The organism is Bacillus sp. FSL E2-8887, assembly GCF_038007205.1.
GTDB lineage: Bacteria > Bacillota > Bacilli > Bacillales > Bacillaceae_G > Bacillus_A > Bacillus_A mycoides.
In genome coordinates this window covers 3,373,681-3,391,312 of record NZ_JBBOWS010000001.1, presented here as the reverse complement: position 1 = coordinate 3,391,312, position 17,632 = coordinate 3,373,681, and the positions used below count along the sequence as shown (strand labels likewise).

The 17,632-nt window shown below is 33.3% G+C and carries 11 protein-coding genes; 7 read left to right on the top strand and 4 right to left on the bottom strand.

Annotated features, from left to right (window positions below; genetic code table 11):
* Window positions 1–2: 2 nt before the first annotated feature.
* The 5 genes from NSQ08_RS17175 (at window position 3) to NSQ08_RS17155 (ending at window position 7,231) form a co-directional block, all read left to right on the top strand.
* Window positions 3–434, top strand: a complete 432-nt coding sequence (locus NSQ08_RS17175) for a RicAFT regulatory complex protein RicA family protein (protein ID WP_002033698.1) — start codon at window positions 3–5, stop codon at window positions 432–434.
* A 128-nt stretch (window positions 435–562) separates the two neighbouring features.
* Window positions 563–1,105, top strand: a complete 543-nt coding sequence (cotE, locus tag NSQ08_RS17170; RefSeq protein WP_002014610.1) for an outer spore coat protein CotE — start codon at window positions 563–565, stop codon at window positions 1,103–1,105.
* Window positions 1,106–1,285: 180 nt separating this feature from the next.
* Window positions 1,286–3,958, top strand: coding sequence for a DNA mismatch repair protein MutS (mutS, locus tag NSQ08_RS17165; protein ID WP_340777251.1), 2,673 nt, complete (start codon window positions 1,286–1,288; stop codon window positions 3,956–3,958).
* A gap of 8 nt (window positions 3,959–3,966) precedes the next feature.
* The gene (mutL, locus tag NSQ08_RS17160) at window positions 3,967–5,901 is read left to right on the top strand and encodes a DNA mismatch repair endonuclease MutL (protein WP_340777249.1); all 1,935 of its coding nucleotides are present in this window, start codon (window positions 3,967–3,969) and stop codon (window positions 5,899–5,901) included.
* A 343-nt stretch (window positions 5,902–6,244) separates the two neighbouring features.
* On the top strand, window positions 6,245–7,231 hold the full coding sequence (locus NSQ08_RS17155) for a choloylglycine hydrolase family protein (RefSeq protein ID WP_002185086.1): 987 nt from the start codon (window positions 6,245–6,247) through the stop codon (window positions 7,229–7,231).
* Window positions 7,232–7,756: 525 nt separating this feature from the next.
* Here NSQ08_RS17155 and NSQ08_RS17150 read toward each other — a convergent pair.
* Complete coding sequence (locus NSQ08_RS17150; protein WP_000461142.1) at window positions 7,757–7,942, bottom strand: hypothetical protein; 186 nt, start codon at window positions 7,940–7,942, stop codon at window positions 7,757–7,759.
* A gap of 486 nt (window positions 7,943–8,428) precedes the next feature.
* On the opposite strand from NSQ08_RS17150, the gene NSQ08_RS17145 reads away from it, so the two are divergent.
* Window positions 8,429–11,212, top strand: coding sequence for a dynamin family protein (locus tag NSQ08_RS17145; RefSeq protein ID WP_340777245.1), 2,784 nt, complete (start codon window positions 8,429–8,431; stop codon window positions 11,210–11,212).
* A gap of 99 nt (window positions 11,213–11,311) precedes the next feature.
* On the opposite strand, the gene NSQ08_RS17140 is transcribed toward NSQ08_RS17145, so the two are convergent.
* The 3 genes from NSQ08_RS17140 to NSQ08_RS17130 all read right to left on the bottom strand — a co-directional run bounded on the left by NSQ08_RS17140 (window position 11,312) and on the right by NSQ08_RS17130 (window position 16,218).
* Window positions 11,312–13,231, bottom strand: a complete 1,920-nt coding sequence (locus NSQ08_RS17140) for an LTA synthase family protein (RefSeq protein WP_113710417.1) — start codon at window positions 13,229–13,231, stop codon at window positions 11,312–11,314.
* 550 nt (window positions 13,232–13,781) lie between these two features.
* Complete coding sequence (locus NSQ08_RS17135; RefSeq protein ID WP_215590104.1) at window positions 13,782–15,119, bottom strand: NAD(P)/FAD-dependent oxidoreductase; 1,338 nt, start codon at window positions 15,117–15,119, stop codon at window positions 13,782–13,784.
* Window positions 15,120–15,420: 301 nt separating this feature from the next.
* Complete coding sequence (locus tag NSQ08_RS17130) at window positions 15,421–16,218, bottom strand: cell wall hydrolase (RefSeq protein WP_002088026.1); 798 nt, start codon at window positions 16,216–16,218, stop codon at window positions 15,421–15,423.
* A gap of 381 nt (window positions 16,219–16,599) precedes the next feature.
* Here NSQ08_RS17130 and NSQ08_RS17125 point away from each other — a divergent pair, with 381 nt between their 5' ends.
* Window positions 16,600–17,589, top strand: coding sequence for a phosphatidylinositol-specific phospholipase C (locus NSQ08_RS17125; RefSeq protein WP_113769738.1), 990 nt, complete (start codon window positions 16,600–16,602; stop codon window positions 17,587–17,589).
* The last annotated feature ends 43 nt before the right edge of the window (window positions 17,590–17,632 follow it).

Genomic DNA, 17,632 nt, shown 5'->3' with positions numbered 1-17,632 from the left:
AGATGAAAGTATATACGAAAGATGAAATTGTTGAGCAAGCGAAAGAATTAGCGAAAATGATCTCTGAAACAGAAGAAGTCGATTTCTTTAAGCGAGCAGAAGCACAAATTCATAAAAATGAAAATGTAAAGCGAGCAATTGATGAAATAAAAGCTTTGCAAAAACAAGCAGTAAATTTGCAACATTATGGGAAATGGGAAGCTTTGAAAAAAGTAGAAGCTGAAATTGATGCACTTCAAGATAAGTTAGATAATATCCCAGTTGTACAGGAGTTTAAATCTTCACAAACGTATGTAAATGACTTACTACAGCTAGTTGCTAGTACCATTTCTAACAATGTAACAGATGAAATATTAGTTTCAACTGGCGGCGATGTGTTGAAGGGTGAAACTGGTGCAGCAGTAGAAAGTAAAAAAGGAAATTGTGGTTGTTAAAGAGATGTCTTATTGACATCTCTTTTTTTTAGTGGGTTATATCGGAAATTCTTCTCAAAAAAAAGAATGACACATTCCGCTATTGTCACGCATATGATTAAGTGAATAGTGATTGAGGAGGGTTACGAATGTCCGAATTTAGAGAGATTATTACAAAAGCAGTGGTTGGAAAAGGACGTAAGTATACAAAGTCAACGCATACATGTGAATCGAATAATGAGCCAACAAGTATTTTAGGGTGCTGGGTAATTAACCATTCGTACGAAGCGAGAAAGAATGGAAAACATGTGGAAATTGAAGGTTTCTATGATGTAAACACTTGGTATTCATTTGATGGAAACACAAAGACTGAAGTTGTAACAGAACGTGTTAACTACAATGATGAAGTAAGTATTGGGTATCGTGATAAAAACTTCTCTGGTGACGATTTAGAAATTATCGCTCGTGTAATTCAGCCGCCAAATTGTTTAGAAGCTCTTGTATCGCCAAATGGTAATAAAATTGTTGTGACGGTAGAACGTGAATTTGTAACAGAAGTAGTTGGGGAAACGAAAATTTGTGTAAGTGTAAATCCTGAAGGTTGCGTAGAATCAGACGAGGATTTCCAAGTCGATGATGATGAGTTTGAAGAATTAGATCCGAACTTTATCGTCGATGCAGAAGAAGAGTAAGAGAAAGCTAGGGAGAAGTTCTTCCTAGCTTTTTACAGTACATAAGTGGTTCTGCATGAACATGATTCCTTATGAAATGTGCTATAATGAGGAAAGACTCCTGGAATAGGAGATATGGATGTCCGTGAAGTGTGACATATATGAATATAGATTATTATGTAAGAATTATGGAGGAAAGACATGACGCAATATACGCCTATGATACAGCAATACTTAAAGGTTAAGGCAGACTATCAAGATGCCTTTTTATTTTTCCGATTAGGTGATTTTTATGAAATGTTCTTTGAAGATGCGGTTAAAGCAGCTCATGAACTTGAAATTACATTAACGAGCCGAGATGGTGGTAGTAGTGAACGTATACCGATGTGTGGTGTACCGCATCATGCAGCTAAAAATTATATTGAACAACTTGTTGAAAAAGGATATAAAGTAGCTGTTTGTGAGCAAGTGGAAGACCCAAAAACAGCTAAAGGTGTAGTACGTCGTGAAGTAGTACAACTAATTACGCCAGGAACGATGATGGAAGGGCGTACAATAGACGAGAAGGAGAATAACTTCTTAGCAGCATTAACACATTTCGAAGATGGATCTTATGCGCTAGCTTGTAATGACTTAACGACTGGACAAAATACAGTGACGTTATTAACTGGTTCAGTAGAAGATATTTTATTAGAAGTGTATGCGACTGGTTCAAAAGAAATTGTTGTAGATTCTACATTTTCAAAAGATGAATTAAATAAGTTAACTGAAACATTAAAAATGACGATTTCGTATGAAGATACAACAACTATTCCAGAAGGATTAGAACATCTTGTGAAAAGTGTTTCCCAAGCAAAATTAATTAAAGCAATTGGACGCTTATTTAACTATGTGATAAGAACACAAAAACGTTCGTTAGATCACTTGCAACCAGTAGAAATTTATTACACGAATCAATTTATGAAAATTGATGTGCATTCAAAACGCAATTTAGAGTTAACAGAGACTCTTCGCACGAAGGAAAAGACAGGCTCATTATTATGGCTATTAGACAAAACAAAAACGGCTATGGGTGGGCGTATGTTAAAACAGTGGATGGAACGTCCACTTATCCAGAAAGAAAAAGTTGAAGAGCGTTTAGAAATGGTTGAAACGTTTGTAAATGATTACTTCTTACGTGAAGATTTAAAAGAAAAGTTAAAAGAAGTATATGATTTAGAGCGTTTAGCAGGGAAAGTTGCATTTGGTAATGTAAATGCACGGGACTTATTACAATTAAGACGTTCTTTACTGCAAGTACCAGCTATTTTAGAAGCGATTAGTCTGTTAGATAATGCTTATGCAGCAAGGTTAATTCAAGGTGCGGATCCATGTGAGAGCTTAACTGAATTACTAGGAAGAAGTATTCAAGAAAACCCACCGCTTTCTATTAAAGATGGAGATATTATTAAAGACGGTTATAATGACAAGCTTGATCAATATCGTTACGTTAGTAAAAACGGGAAAACGTGGATCGCTGAGCTTGAAAAACGAGAGCGTGATATTACAGGAGTTAAATCGTTAAAAATCGGGTACAACCGTATTTTCGGCTACTATATTGAAGTGACGAAGGCTAATCTTGCAGCACTTCCAGAAGGGCGCTATGAGCGTAAACAAACGCTTGCTAATGCTGAACGTTTCATAACAGATGAATTAAAAGAAAAAGAAACATTAATCTTAGAAGCAGAAGAGAAAATTGTACAATTAGAATACGATTTATTTACAGCGCTTCGCGAAGAAGTCAAAGTATTCATTCCGAAATTACAGCATTTAGCGAAAGTAATTAGTGAACTAGACGTACTGCAAAGCTTTGCGACAGTTAGTGAAGAAGAGCAGTTTGTAAAACCTGTTTTAACAAATAAGCGCGAAATCTTTATTAAAGATGGTCGTCATCCTGTCGTTGAAAAAGTATTGAACGGGAAATTGTATGTACCGAATGATTGTATTATGCCGGAGAAGATGGATGTCTTTTTAATTACAGGACCGAACATGTCTGGTAAAAGTACGTATATGAGACAATTAGCACTTGTTACTGTTATGTCACAAATTGGTTGTTTTGTACCAGCGACAGAAGCAGTATTACCTGTCTTCGATCAAATCTTTACGAGAATTGGTGCAGCGGATGATTTAATCTCAGGTCAAAGTACATTTATGGTTGAAATGTTAGAAGCGAAAAATGCAATTGCAAATGCATCAGAGAGAAGTTTAATTTTATTCGATGAAATTGGACGCGGTACATCTACGTATGATGGTATGGCACTTGCGCAAGCAATCATTGAACATATTCATGACCAAATTGGTGCGAAAACATTATTCTCTACACATTATCATGAATTAACAGTGTTAGAAGAAAGTTTAGACCAACTAAAGAATGTACATGTTTCAGCAATTGAAGAGAATGGAAAAGTAGTTTTCCTTCATAAAATTCAAGGTGGAGCGGCTGATAAAAGTTACGGAATTCACGTTGCTCAACTTGCCGAGCTTCCAGAGAGCTTAATCGCTCGCGCGAAAGAAGTGTTAGCACAACTAGAAGGACAGGAAGAAATTGTTATTCCGAAACGAGTAGAAGTGAAAGTGCCGGAAGTCGCTCCAGAACCAGTTGTTGTAAAAGAAGAACCAGCAGAAATACAAGAGACGAAAGTAGAGACTGAGGAAGAATCGCAATTATCATTCTTTGGTGGAGAACAGTCTTCGAAAAAACAAGACAAGTCAGTTCTAGATGCAAAAGAAACGGCAGTACTTGCACAAATTAAAAAGATTGATTTACTCGATATGACGCCTTTAGAAGCGATGAATGAACTGTATCGTTTACAGAAAAAGTTAAAGAAAGGATGAGTAAGTAGATGGGGAAAATTCGCAAACTCGATGATCAACTCTCTAACTTAATTGCGGCAGGGGAAGTAGTAGAGCGCCCTGCCTCAGTTGTAAAAGAACTCGTGGAAAATTCCATCGATGCGAATAGTACATCTATTGAAATCCACTTAGAAGAAGCTGGATTATCGAAGATTCGCATCATCGATAATGGAGATGGTATTGCTGAAGAAGATTGTATCGTTGCATTTGAACGACACGCAACGAGTAAAATTAAAGATGAAAATGATTTATTTCGTATAAGAACGCTCGGTTTCCGCGGAGAGGCCCTGCCGAGTATTGCCTCAGTGAGTGAATTAGAGTTAATTACGAGCACAGGTGATGCGCCTGGTACACACCTTAGTATTAAAGGTGGAGACATTATAAAACAAGAGAAAACGGCAAGCCGAAAAGGAACAGATATTACTGTACAAAACTTATTTTTTAATACACCAGCGCGCCTTAAATATATGAAAACGATTCATACAGAGCTTGGGAACATTACAGATATCGTGTATCGTATTGCAATGTCACATCCAGAAGTATCGTTAAAACTGTTTCATAATGAAAAGAAATTGCTTCATACATCAGGAAACGGTGATGTAAGACAAGTACTTGCATCGATTTACAGCATTCAAGTTGCGAAGAAGCTTATTCCGATTGAAGCTGAGTCTCTAGACTTTACAATTAAAGGTTATGTAACATTACCAGAAGTAACGAGAGCGTCGCGTAACTATATGTCAACGATTGTAAATGGCCGTTACGTTCGAAATTTTGTATTAATGAAAGCAATTCAGCAAGGATATCATACGTTATTGCCAATCGGAAGATACCCAATCGGCTTCTTATCAATTGAAATGGATCCAATGCTTGTTGATGTCAACGTACATCCAGCAAAATTAGAAGTACGCTTTAGTAAAGAACAAGAATTGCTAAAGCTTATCGAAGAAACATTGCAATCGGCATTCAAAAAAATACAACTCATTCCAGATGCTGGTGTAACAACGAAGAAAAAAGAAAAAGATGAAAGTGTGCAAGAACAGTTTAAGTTTGAGCATACAAAACCGAGAGAATCATCTATGCCTAACATCGTTTTACCAACAGGAATGGATGAGAAACAAGAAGAAACAACGACTGTAAAACAACCAGCACAACTGTGGCAACCGCCGAAGCAAGAATGGCAACCACCACAGTCACTCGTAAGAGAAGAGCAAAGCTGGCAGCCATCCTCTAAGCCGGAAACGGTTCGGGAGGAAAAGGAATGGACTAGCAACGATGACGATTTTGAATTAGAGGAATTGGAAGAAGAAGTCGGGGAGATAGAAGAGATTGAAATGAACGGTAATGACTTACCGCCGCTTTATCCAATTGGACAGATGCACGGAACATATATTTTCGCTCAAAATGATAATGGGTTATATATGATTGATCAGCACGCAGCGCAGGAACGTATCAATTATGAATATTTCCGTGATAAAGTAGGAAGAGTAGCGCAAGAAGTACAAGAACTACTTGTACCGTACCGTATTGACTTATCTCTTACTGAATTTTTACGTGTCGAAGAGCAGCTGGAAGAACTAAAAAAAGTCGGACTATTTTTAGAGCAATTCGGCCATCAATCCTTTATTGTCCGTTCGCATCCAACGTGGTTCCCAAAAGGACAAGAAACAGAAATCATTGATGAAATGATGGAGCAAGTCGTAAAACTGAAAAAAGTAGACATAAAAAAACTACGCGAAGAAGCAGCGATTATGATGAGCTGTAAAGCTTCAATTAAAGCAAATCAATATTTAACGAACGATCAAATATTCGCTTTACTCGAAGAACTACGTACAACAACAAATCCATACACATGTCCGCATGGAAGACCGATTCTGGTGCATCATTCTACTTATGAGTTGGAGAAGATGTTTAAGAGGGTTATGTAGGATTAATGTCCAAAGAGAAAAAGTTCGTTCCTAGTTATTTGAAACGGTTTGAAAGTGCCTAGTATTATTTATATGTGTTAAAATAAATATGTAATAGCAATGTTCTCTACAGTTATTTTAATAAAATATTGAGAGAAATAAAAAGGAGCGATAGTAACAAGTCGCTCCTTTTTAATATAATTCTTTTGCAACTATATTTTAAAAATTCATTTATAAACTAGAGATAACCTATTTGTAATTTATATGTGCTTCCTCATTTTTTTTGTAAGGAAAGGGGTTTTAATTTACAGATTTATCAGAATTATGTAAAGTGTATATAAAACCATAAAATGGGGTGTTCTTTATGTGTACTAGTTTGACATTACAGACAAAAAACGGTCAGCACCTTTTTGCAAGAACGATGGATTTTACATTAGATTTGAATCAAGAAGTAATAATCATTCCTCGACATTACCAGTGGAATAATATAACTGGTGAAATCATTAATACGAAACATGCTACGGTCGGAATGGGGATTAATCATCAAGGAAGGGTCATTATGGCGGACGGAGTAAATGAAGCAGGTATGACATGTGCAACACTCTATTTTCCAGGATTCGCTACTTATAGTAAAAGTATAGATAATAACAAAACGAATTTGGCTCCATTTGATTTTGTGACTTGGAGTCTCACACAATTCAATTCTGTCAAAGAGTTAAAGAAATCTGTAGATAGCATTACCTTTTTGGATATACCATTACCGGATTTAGGACTTACGCCGCCACTCCATTGGATTTTAGCGGATAAATGGGGAGATTGCATTGTACTGGAGCCAACAAATGAAGGATTAAAAATGTATGACAACCCACTAGGAGTGATGACGAATAGTCCGGAGTTTAGTTGGCATTTACAAAATTTAAGACAATATATTGGCCTTAAATCGCAGCCATTCGCGCCAACAGAGTGGAGTAATGTACCATTAAGTGCTTTTGGTCAGGGCTCAGGTTCAATGGGACTTCCAGGGGATTTCACCCCGCCATCAAGGTTTGTGCGAGCAGCATATGGCAAACAAAACATTCAAGGTATAGATAGTGAAGAAGAGGGAGTATCGGCCCTTTTTCATATCTTATCAAATTGCGAGGTTCCTAAAGGCGGAGTAATAACAGAAGAAGGTGCATTAGATAATACCATTTATACAAGCGTAATGTGTATGGAGTCCGGAACATATTATTATCATACTTACGATTGTAGACAAATTATAGCCATTCATTTATTTCATGAAAATTTAGATACAGATGAGATTAAAGCCTATCCGTTCCAACGGAAACAAAAAATATTTTATGAAAACTAAGTAGCTTTGAAACAACGCTTAGTAAATTTTCAAATATATATAATAGAGCAATAATGACCTATAAAAAGTAGGAATCGGAAGGAATATAATTGATAATCTAATAAGTAACCCGAATAAATACCCCTTAAGAAAAAATAGACGCAAAATATTCAAGGTATTATATATATTCAATCCAATGACTCCTACCAGTAAAATTCTGCTGGTAGGGGCAGGGGCATTGGCTAAGAAACTTATTTTTTCATTAAACTAGCTTTTATTTCTTCTAGAAGGCCCATTAAAGTGCTATTAGGTAAAATAAACATGGACGTACTACTCCATTTATAAATAGCAAAGCACAAAAAAGGTGTGGAAAATATCCATACCTTTTTTGTGCTTCTATTATCTATGTATAAAAAAGCGCCGTATATCAGCACTTTTTAAAGGTACGTAAATTGTATAATAAGGATTTCTACATTATTAAACACATAACTATGCATGGCCAAATATTGATTCTTATTTGGTTAATTGTTATAAGGATCTATACGGTTATTTATTTTTATTATTATTAATTTTTTCAGTATATAAAACCTGCTCTTTATAATGCTTTTTAATTGGGAAGTTATGTGTACCAGAGCCGTTTTTGAAAGTTTTATTGATGGGGTTTTTTAGAGGGACTGTTGTAGTTTCAGTAAATTCATATGGGTAATTTATTTTAGATTTATCTTCAAACATGAAAATGCCTCCTTTTTAGGATTTCCTGAATTCTTTACTATAACATGATATGCATATAGATTTTTTTTGGACTAGTTATTTATATAGGTTAATGGAATTTAATTACGTAACTACTGAAATATTTCAAAGGAAAACAATGTGAGAAATATATTATAATGATTTCTTTTATTTATTAGCGAAGGGAATCTTGCATATATATTCGTTATAGATTGTTTTTATAATGTAATATATATATAGTTTTCCTGATAATATAATGTGGAATATTATAGTGTTATTAGGTTATTAGGAACATTTAATGTTGTTTCACAACTGAAAGGGAATTGAAAAAAAACTGAAACTTTTCTCATAAAAATTCAATCTTACTTGAAAAATGAAAGGAAAATGAAATTTTTCAAAAGGAATTCTTTGTTAAGATAAAAAGCATACATACAAAAAAGTATTGACATATCTCAAAAAATGTATTTTCGAGATATAGTGGGGGAAAAGATGAGATTAGAAAAACAATTAATAAAAAAGATGTATTATGAAACATTCCTAATGGAGAATGAAACACACCCACCTCTTCAAGTACTTGGAGAAGCTTATGTAAACGAAGAAAAAAATAAGATTTCTGATGGATCTTATATTCGTTTTGCACAAGGTGAATTTTATTATCACCATCAAGATTTTGAAGCAGCTATTTTTAAATGGGAGAAAGTTAGTAATGAATTAGCGCCATGGGCACAAAAAAATATTGCGGATGCTTACTTCGAACTTAACCAATTATCAGTTGCTGAAAACGTGTATACTTCTATTAATACTGATAACAAAATACTGATGACCGAAATTGTACTGCAATTACTGTCTCTTTATATCGAGCAAAATAATTTTGATTCAGCTTTCGCTGTTATAAAAGAAGCGGTTTCTTTAAATCCCGATTATCCAAACGTCACAACAATTGCACGTTCCTTTTATGAAGAACAGCAAGATTTTGATAGTGCAGTAGAGCTTGCTGTGAACGAGTTAATTCGAACAGAATCTTATCCGTGGTTTGAGGTTCTAAAAGAATATATCGATAAAGGATTTACTAAAAATATTTCACCAGACTATTTTTATAAAGTATTAGTTACATTAAATAATGTAGATCAAGTACAATTTACGCAAATTGTTTCATCACTTTGGCACAGCTATAAAGATGAACAAAATTACTTATTATGGCTCAACACAATAAATGAATTTTTCATACATATCGAAATACATTCGTCCGATATATGGGACGAAATTTCTTCTCTTTACGAAGAAACATACTTTGAATTAATTCAAGGTCAATATATGCTTAGACAATTACACGATATCATTCCAAACCTGTTAACAAATTGGTTAAAGGTAGTCAATCCATCTCATGCTGTATTTCCATCTGCAGCAGTATTGGCATGGGATGAGATTTTTCCTTCTAAAATAGATTCAGCGGATATAAAAGATGCAGAAGACCTACTGTCATATTCTATTAATCATGTGAATGGCTTAGAGTATAGTTTACATCTTTTTGAATCTATTACACACTGGGCACAAGAACATGATTTAGAAATGGGTAACCGATTTAGCTGGTTAGTTGGTGAGCTTGCAGATTTAAGAACAAATCGCCTATTAGTAACTGGAACTTCAGGGAACGGAAAAGCTTCATTTATTAACTCTATTTTAGGAGAAAATATATTAGAAAACTCAATCTCAAATGTAGTTGTTTTTAAAAATGACGCTTATACAGAAATTAACGCTATAACAGATTCGGAAATTACAACAACTGAGAATTTCTCTGATTTCCATAACATGATGGCAGTGCATCGTCAAACATATAGAGATAGAGCGTGTGTTGAATTTAAATTACCATGCAGGTTTTTAAGTAAAAATAAACTTACATTCGTTGTTACACCTAGCTTTAATAGGAACAATGATGCGAGAGATGAGGTGTTTGAATATTTAAACTCTGTAGATGAATTATTATTCGTATTGAATACGGATTCACCTTTTACTGACAAAGAACGTGACATTCTATTAAGTATCCAAGAACATACACCAAATCTACAAGTTCATTTCTTATTAAATAAAATCGATAACATTTACAATGAAGCAGAAGCAAAAAGAGTTATACAAGATACGCAAGTGAGAATAAATACATATTTCCCTAATGCAAGAGTTTTCCCTTATTCTTCGTTATATACAAATAGTAAACAACTAAACGATTTAACTGAGTTTATTCATTTTAACTTTAACCATAAAAATATCGATGCAGAACGTACTGAAAAGCTATTGTTTTTCATTCGAAAAACAATTACATATCTTTTGGATAAACGCGTCGAGAGGGAAAATAATCTAGTGGATTCTATTAATTGGAATGAAGATATGTTAGTTAAACTAAATGCTTGTATTAATAACCTTACTGCTTTTGAGAAGGAAAAAATTCATTTAATTACAGAAACATATCGTACAATGAAAAACGAAATTACTAATGATCTTACAGAACATATTCCGAAATTATTGCAGAGTTGTTCCGATTTAATTAGTGAAGAAAGTGATTTTGGGCACATTGATATTGAACTAAATACAGCGATGAATGAAAGGGTGCAACAATATCTAGAACAAACTGTATTACCTAATCTTGCTCGCTCGATGCAAATTTGGATTGCGACTTCTAATAACGAGCTCCTTCAAAGTCAATTGTACTTAGCAGAAACCAGTGAAGGACTTAATTCTTTATTTGGAGAAAATCGAATACAGTTAGAATGTGACTTTAAAGTAATTGATGACTGGCGAAGAGATACTGATAGAATGACAACTAGAATACAAATGGAAGAAGTAAATATTTTACGCCGATTTACGCCAGCACAATTTTTACTGAAAAGTGCCGGTAAATTATTTGGAGTTCTTCCTAAAAATAAAGCTATGCTATATAACAAATACAAACAGTATTTAGAAAATGAAGATTATACCGATGTAACGGCTTCTATTATGAAGAAATTTTTCTTGCAGTTTGAGCTATTTGAAAACACACAAGAGCGGGATATTAATATGTTCTTTAGAAATCCATTTGGCTCGTTGGAACAAGCTGTAAAAAACACTCATTTAGAAATAAAAGAAAAACAAGATAAACTGCATAAAATGAAATCAAACCCTGAAGTTTATCATGATCCTATAACGCTCTTTGAATTGAGATTACGTCAATGTGAAGTAATCTTAAATATAGGTGAGGATAATGCCTATACAGATTTAACTTTAGAAACAAGCGTAGAATAAAAGTAAAATATATCAAGTTTTTTATATGAAATTGCATCATGTGTTATAAGAGGGGAAAAGGGAGCAACCGTAATGAGTTGCTCCCTTTCTTTATATAGATTACTTTTCAGTTTCTTTAATTTTAGTTTTTACTTCTCCAGTTTTAATTTTATTACTTTCTGAGAAACGTAATAAATCGCCTTCAATAATTTTGTCAGACATTCGTAATTCATTTTGTGCACGGTTAATCATTTCTTGAGCTTCTTTTTTTGGTAAATCTACAACCTCACCTGTTTCTCGATTATAAAAAGTATGATTTGTATATGCATACTTGTCTGTAATAAAGCTACCATCACGTAAAACAACAAAACCGGTATATTCATCTGAAAACATATCATGGCCAAAACGGATATCGTTAGTAGTATCAATCCCTAATAAATTTAGAATAGTAGGTTTCATATCGATTTGTCCCGTAGGCTTTGAGATAGTTTGACCTTCTGTTTGGCCAGGGATATGAATATATAAAGGTGTGCGTTGTAAATTTAAAGTATCAAATTCTGTTATTTGATCTTTTTCTAAAAACTGTGCCATTGCGCGATTATGTTTTTCAGAAATGCCGTAATGATCACCGTATAACACAATAATAGAATCATCATACATTCCCTCGGCTTTTAAACGCTCAATAAATTTTTTAATTGATTCGTCTAAGTAACGTGCTGTTACGATGTAACGATCAAATACGCCATTACCAGAGTTGTATGGTTCAATGAATTTTGTATCTTCATCATACGTAAATGGATAATGGTTTGTTAAAGTAAGGAAACGAGCGTAAAATGGTTGATCAACAGTTTTTAATATATCTACTGATTGATCAAAGTATTCGATATCTTTTAATCCCCAATTTAAATTTGTTTCTGGCGTAATTTTGTAATCAAGTTCATTATAGTAACGATCATAACCAAGAGCGGAGTACATAATATTACGATTCCAAAATGTTGCGTTATTCGCATGGAATACAGAAGTGAAATAGCCTTGCTGACGTAAAATTTCTGGAGTCGCAGTATAATCGTTGTTACCGTGCGTGAAAAATACAGCTCCTCGATTTAATGGATACAACGATGTATCTATTAGAAATTCAGAATCTGATGTTTTTCCTTGACCAGTTTGGTGGAAAAAGTTATCAAAGTAATAGCTTTCATTTATGAATTCATTCAAGAATGGCGTAACTTCTTGACCATTGACGGATGCACCTATTAAAAAGGTTTGCAAGGATTCAAGAGTAACGACAATTACGTTTTTTCCTTTAGCTGCACCAAACATGTTAGGATTCGGCTCGCTATGGTTTGCCTTTACGTAGTTTTCAGTTTCTTGTAATTTACTACTATCTGCGAGTGCCTTTTGGGATCCAGCTTTTACTTGTAGTGTTAAATCATATACTTGATGAGTATATAGTCCTAAATTTTTAACAAGCATTACTCGGTCGAAGGATCTCGTTAATAATTCAGGGCGCTCTTTTTCTGCAAGATGTAGATTCGCAAAAAATACAGCAATCGTTAAGAGAAAATATAACAAGCGTGCAGAATGAGTTACACGTCCTGTTTTAAAGACTATCGATTTCTTCTTTAACAAAATAAAGAAGAAAATAATGTCTACGAATGCGAGTATAATTTTGTAGTTTAATATTTCTTTAATACTGCCGCCTAACTGTGTAAAGTTAGATGTTTGTCCAAGTACTGGTAACGTAACAAAATCGCTATAAAAATCATAGAACATTACATTTCCAACGAGAACTATAGTTAATAAGAAATTAATACATAGCGCTATATAATTTCTCTTTTCACCGGTTGCAAATAATGCTAATCCAACAAATGCTAATGATGCAGCTAGAGGGCTAATAAACAAAATAAGTTCTTGTGTGGAAGACTCAATTTTCAAATCAAAACTGAATCGCGTAATAAGATATGTTTTTAACCATACTGCTAAAGCAATTATTAAAACAAAGCTTATATTTTGCATTTGTAAATTTATTTTATTCTTCATTTTTACACCTTCTTTATAGAGTTTATTTAACTAAGGTTATATATTATGTTTTTATAACTATTAGAGTGTGGTGAACCATTTAGATTATATTTTTCTAAAGGTAATAATTTGAAGTATTCATATACATACAATGGAGAATTTTAAAGCGAAGTAACATACATCTAATTTTTTTTGAAACAGAGCAGAAAAAATCATAGTCGTAGTAAAAAATACTTATAGACATCCTAACATATTAAACACTACGGCGATGTTACAAAATATCGAACAAATGAAAGTGAAAATGAATAGATGATTTTTAAACTATTGACATTCAATCAGTTTAAATTTTCAGAAAAGTCAACTTGAAGAAAACGGTTATATTAATTAGTAGAAAACTACATTCTATATAGAATGTAGTTTTTCATGTGTTTTCAATATATCCCGTAAAATCCTGATTCTTTGTGGCTTAATCATCAGCGGGGGAGGGATAATAATTTCGTTAAAGCTATTATTAGATAAATAAAGTGTTGGTGAAACTTAAAACATTTGACTGGCATCTTAATTAAAAAGTTTAAATACCTGATAAATATTTTCCAACATACAGACCACTTGCAGCTGCTTGAGATAATGAGTGAGTGACGCCTGAACAATCTCCAATTAAAAATAGCCCATTCATACTTGTTTCAAAGTGGTTATTGATTTTTATTGTAGGAGCATAGAACTTTCCATCAATTCCATATAATAAAGTATCTTTATCGATAGGTTCTTGGATAAATTGTTCTAAACGTAATAAAAATTTTTTGAGTCCTTCAATATATAATTGAGGAATTTCTTCATTCAAATCTCCATAATCTCCATGTAGTGTAGGCTGTATACGATTATGTTTCATGTTGTTCTCCGCTGTAGGTTGTTTCTTTATTAAGTCCTCTAAACGCTGTATAACAATCCGATCTCGTCCTTGGTTAATGCTTTTAATAATTGAACTTGCGTATACATTGGCTTCTTTGAGAGTTGGAAAATAGAGTGGGATAAATAAAGTGAAATTTAAGTTAGAAGTGCCAGTTCCTTGCTCTCGAAAATTTTGACCGTCAGGCATAACTAAACCTTCTTCGTACTTTCGAATAATGCGTCCTTTTGGATTCATACAGTAAGTAGTAGCCGTGAAATGTTCATGCTGATAAGAAAGTTTCGTCTCAAATGTATCTTTTAATATAGAACGTAATTGATGTTCTTTCATCTCTACCCTAATACCTAAATCTATACGGGTTTGTTCCTGTGCAATTTCAAGGGAAGAGCACATTTCTTTTAACCAATCAGCCCCGGAACGTCCTGTTGCAAATACGAGTTGCTTAGATTGAACTATCCCTTGATTTGTAGCTATTCTAAAATGATCTTTCTGCCTTATGATATGCTCTACATCTATATGAAATCGGATATTTATTTTCGTAAGTAAAAATTCGTAGAGCTGCTGAAAAATGTTACTTGAAAGTGTAGTGCCAAGATGCCTTACTTCTGTTGTGAGCATTTGTAAACCACACGCTTCAGCTCTCTTAGTGAGATTTAGATTTTCTGTAGAATATTTTGAAACGGAACTTCCACCAAACTGACATAGAATTTCATCTACTTCAGCCATGAGTTGTATAAAAGCTTTTTTACCTACTTTTTGCTCAAGTTCCCCACCAAATCCATTTGTATAATTAAATTTCCCTTCGGATTTTCCTAAACCACCAAATCCGAAATATTTATCACATGTAGTACAATTACACACTTTTCCTTGGTCTAAAGGACAATGGCGATCTTTTAGCGCTTTACCTTTATCAAGAATTAAAATCTTTTTGTTACTTTGGGCTAATGAATAAGCCATAAAGATGCTACTTACTCCAGCTCCGATAATTGTAACATCATACATATTCTTTCACCTGCTAACGAATAGTTTGTTTTTTATTTTCTTAGTGTATAACACTTTTATGAAGTTAAGAAATAGCTTTTATTAATAAAGAGGGAGTTTTTGAACTTGATGCTTTTTTAATTTCTCCGAGTGGTGGAGTAAATACAAATGTTTTTATTTGAAAGAAGAAATAGTTTTAAATGATCACTATGTCATATGATTAATAAAATCTTACATATAAAAAACAGACCTTTTAAGTGAAGAGGTCTGCTAATCATTTGAAATAGTTGTTAAGTGCATAAATTTGAAGAGAATTATAGTTTTATTTAGCGAAGACGTGGTTACCGATTACCGCTACTGTTTGACGTGTCGTAATCCATTTGTTTGTTGAAGTTTTTGGATTGTAAAAATAAAGCCAATCAGAATGTATTCCATTTGTAGAGATAGCCTCTTCTACTGCCATTTTTGCTTCTGCGCTTGCAGGCTGATTAATTCTACCATCGGTAACAGGAGTAAATGCATATCCGCGTTTAATAGGTTCATAAATAACACCTGTTATTGTATTTGGAAAACCATTTGCATTTACACGATTCAAGATAACTTTCGCCACCGCTACTTTTCCTTTATATGATTCGCCACCTGCCTCAGCAGTAACTAAGCGTGCCATTAAGTCTTTTTCTTTTTCTGAAATACTTGAATTGATTTTTAAATGTTGTCCTGTATAAAGCTTGTTTCCGACTGTATTGTTAATTTGTTTTATAGATTGAACGGTAACATTGTAACGCTTTGCTATAATTTCTAATGAATCTCCCGGCTGTACTTGATAAATAATTTGTCCAGAGATGTTCTTAGGTTTGTCGTTTTGATGAACAGTGACCTCATTTGATTTCATGGATCCTGGAATATGTAACTGTTCACCAATAAAAGTTTGATCTTTTCCTTTATTATTTGCTTGTTTAATAGATTGTATTGAAACTCCATATTGTTTACTGATACCCCAAAGTGTATCATTCTTTTTTACTGTATGAATGGTGGAAGCCTCAGCTACACCTTGATTACATACGAATGTAATTGCTGCCGCAGATAAAGGAATTATATGTTTTATTTTTAATAATTTCATTGTAAATCCTCCCAATAAAAAATTAAGTTTTAACTGTTGAGTAATGTAGTTCAGAGTATATAAGGTATGTATTTACATTTTAATATAAGTATATTAGCACGTATGGAATAAATAATCATTATAAGTTTTTTATTTATATCATGTAGGACCCAAATATGAAATATTGCATATGAAAGCCCATTGAAGTTCGAGTTGTTGATTACTATAATTTATCTAGTGAAAAGGGATATTAAATTTTTTTAATGCATTGAGATGAGAATATGTGGATGTTTTTAAATTTTACTTATATGCAATATTCCATATTTATGAAATGTTATTTATTAAGTAGCTTATGTTATATTCAATAAGTGTGATATAAAACAGAAAGAGAGAGGAATAAAAATGAGCAATAAGAAGTTTATTTTGAAATTATTCATATGTAGTACTATACTTAGCACATTTGTATTTGCTTTCAATGATAAGCAAGCAGTTGCTGCTAGCGCTGGTAATGGGCTTGAAAACTGGTCAAAATGGATGCAACCTATACCCGATAACGTACCGTTAGCACGAATTTCAATTCCAGGAACACATGATAGTGGAACGTTCAAGTTGCAAAATCCGATAAAGCAAGTATGGGGAATGACGCAAGAATATAATTTTCGTTACCAAATGGATCACGGAGCTAGAATTTTTGATATTAGAGGGCGTTTAACAGATGATAATACGATAGTTCTTCATCATGGGCCATTATATCTTTATGTAACATTGCATGAATTTATAAATGAAGCGAAACAATTTTTAAAAGATAATCCAAGTGAAACGATTATTATGTCTTTAAAAAAAGAGTATGAGGATATGAAAGGGGCAGAAGATTCATTTAGTAGTACATTTGAAAAAAATTATTTTCTTGATCCTATCTTTTTAAAAACAGAAGGGAATATAAGACTTGGAGATGCTCGAGGGAAAATTGTGCTACTCAAAAGATACAGTGGTAGTAATGAATCTGGAGGATATAATAATTTTTATTGGGCAGATAATGACACGTTTACGACAACTGTAAATCAAAATGTAAATGTAACAGTACAAGATAAATATAAAGTGAGTTATGATGAGAAAGTAACATCTATTAAAGATACTATAAATGAAACGATTAACAACAGTGAAGAGTGTAATCATCTATATATTAATTTTACAAGCTTGTCTTCTGGTGGTACAGCATGGAATAGTCCATATTATTATGCGTCCTACATAAATCCTGAAATTGCAAGCTATATGAAGCAAAAGAATCCTACGAGAGTGGGCTGGGTAATTCAAGATTATATAAATGAAAAATGGTCCCCAATACTTTATCAAGAAGTTATAAGAGCGAATAAGTCACTTGTAAAAGAGTAAAGATTGTCATAGTAAGAAGCGATGAAATACGTCGCTTCTTTTT

Excerpts from the sequence above, each read along its gene's own strand:
- NSQ08_RS17175 (WP_002033698.1), top strand. The coding sequence starts at position 3 with ATGAAAGTATATACGAAAGATGAAATTGTTGAGCAAGCGAAAGAATTA.
- cotE (WP_002014610.1), top strand. The coding sequence starts at position 563 with ATGTCCGAATTTAGAGAGATTATTACAAAAGCAGTGGTTGGAAAAGGA.
- mutS (WP_340777251.1), top strand. The coding sequence starts at position 1,286 with ATGACGCAATATACGCCTATGATACAGCAATACTTAAAGGTTAAGGCA.
- mutL (WP_340777249.1), top strand. The coding sequence starts at position 3,967 with ATGGGGAAAATTCGCAAACTCGATGATCAACTCTCTAACTTAATTGCG.
- NSQ08_RS17155 (WP_002185086.1), top strand. The coding sequence starts at position 6,245 with ATGTGTACTAGTTTGACATTACAGACAAAAAACGGTCAGCACCTTTTT.
- NSQ08_RS17150 (WP_000461142.1), bottom strand. The coding sequence starts at position 7,942 with ATGTTTGAAGATAAATCTAAAATAAATTACCCATATGAATTTACTGAA.
- NSQ08_RS17145 (WP_340777245.1), top strand. The coding sequence starts at position 8,429 with ATGAGATTAGAAAAACAATTAATAAAAAAGATGTATTATGAAACATTC.
- NSQ08_RS17140 (WP_113710417.1), bottom strand. The coding sequence starts at position 13,231 with ATGAAGAATAAAATAAATTTACAAATGCAAAATATAAGCTTTGTTTTA.
- NSQ08_RS17135 (WP_215590104.1), bottom strand. The coding sequence starts at position 15,119 with ATGTATGATGTTACAATTATCGGAGCTGGAGTAAGTAGCATCTTTATG.
- NSQ08_RS17130 (WP_002088026.1), bottom strand. The coding sequence starts at position 16,218 with ATGAAATTATTAAAAATAAAACATATAATTCCTTTATCTGCGGCAGCA.
- NSQ08_RS17125 (WP_113769738.1), top strand. The coding sequence starts at position 16,600 with ATGAGCAATAAGAAGTTTATTTTGAAATTATTCATATGTAGTACTATA.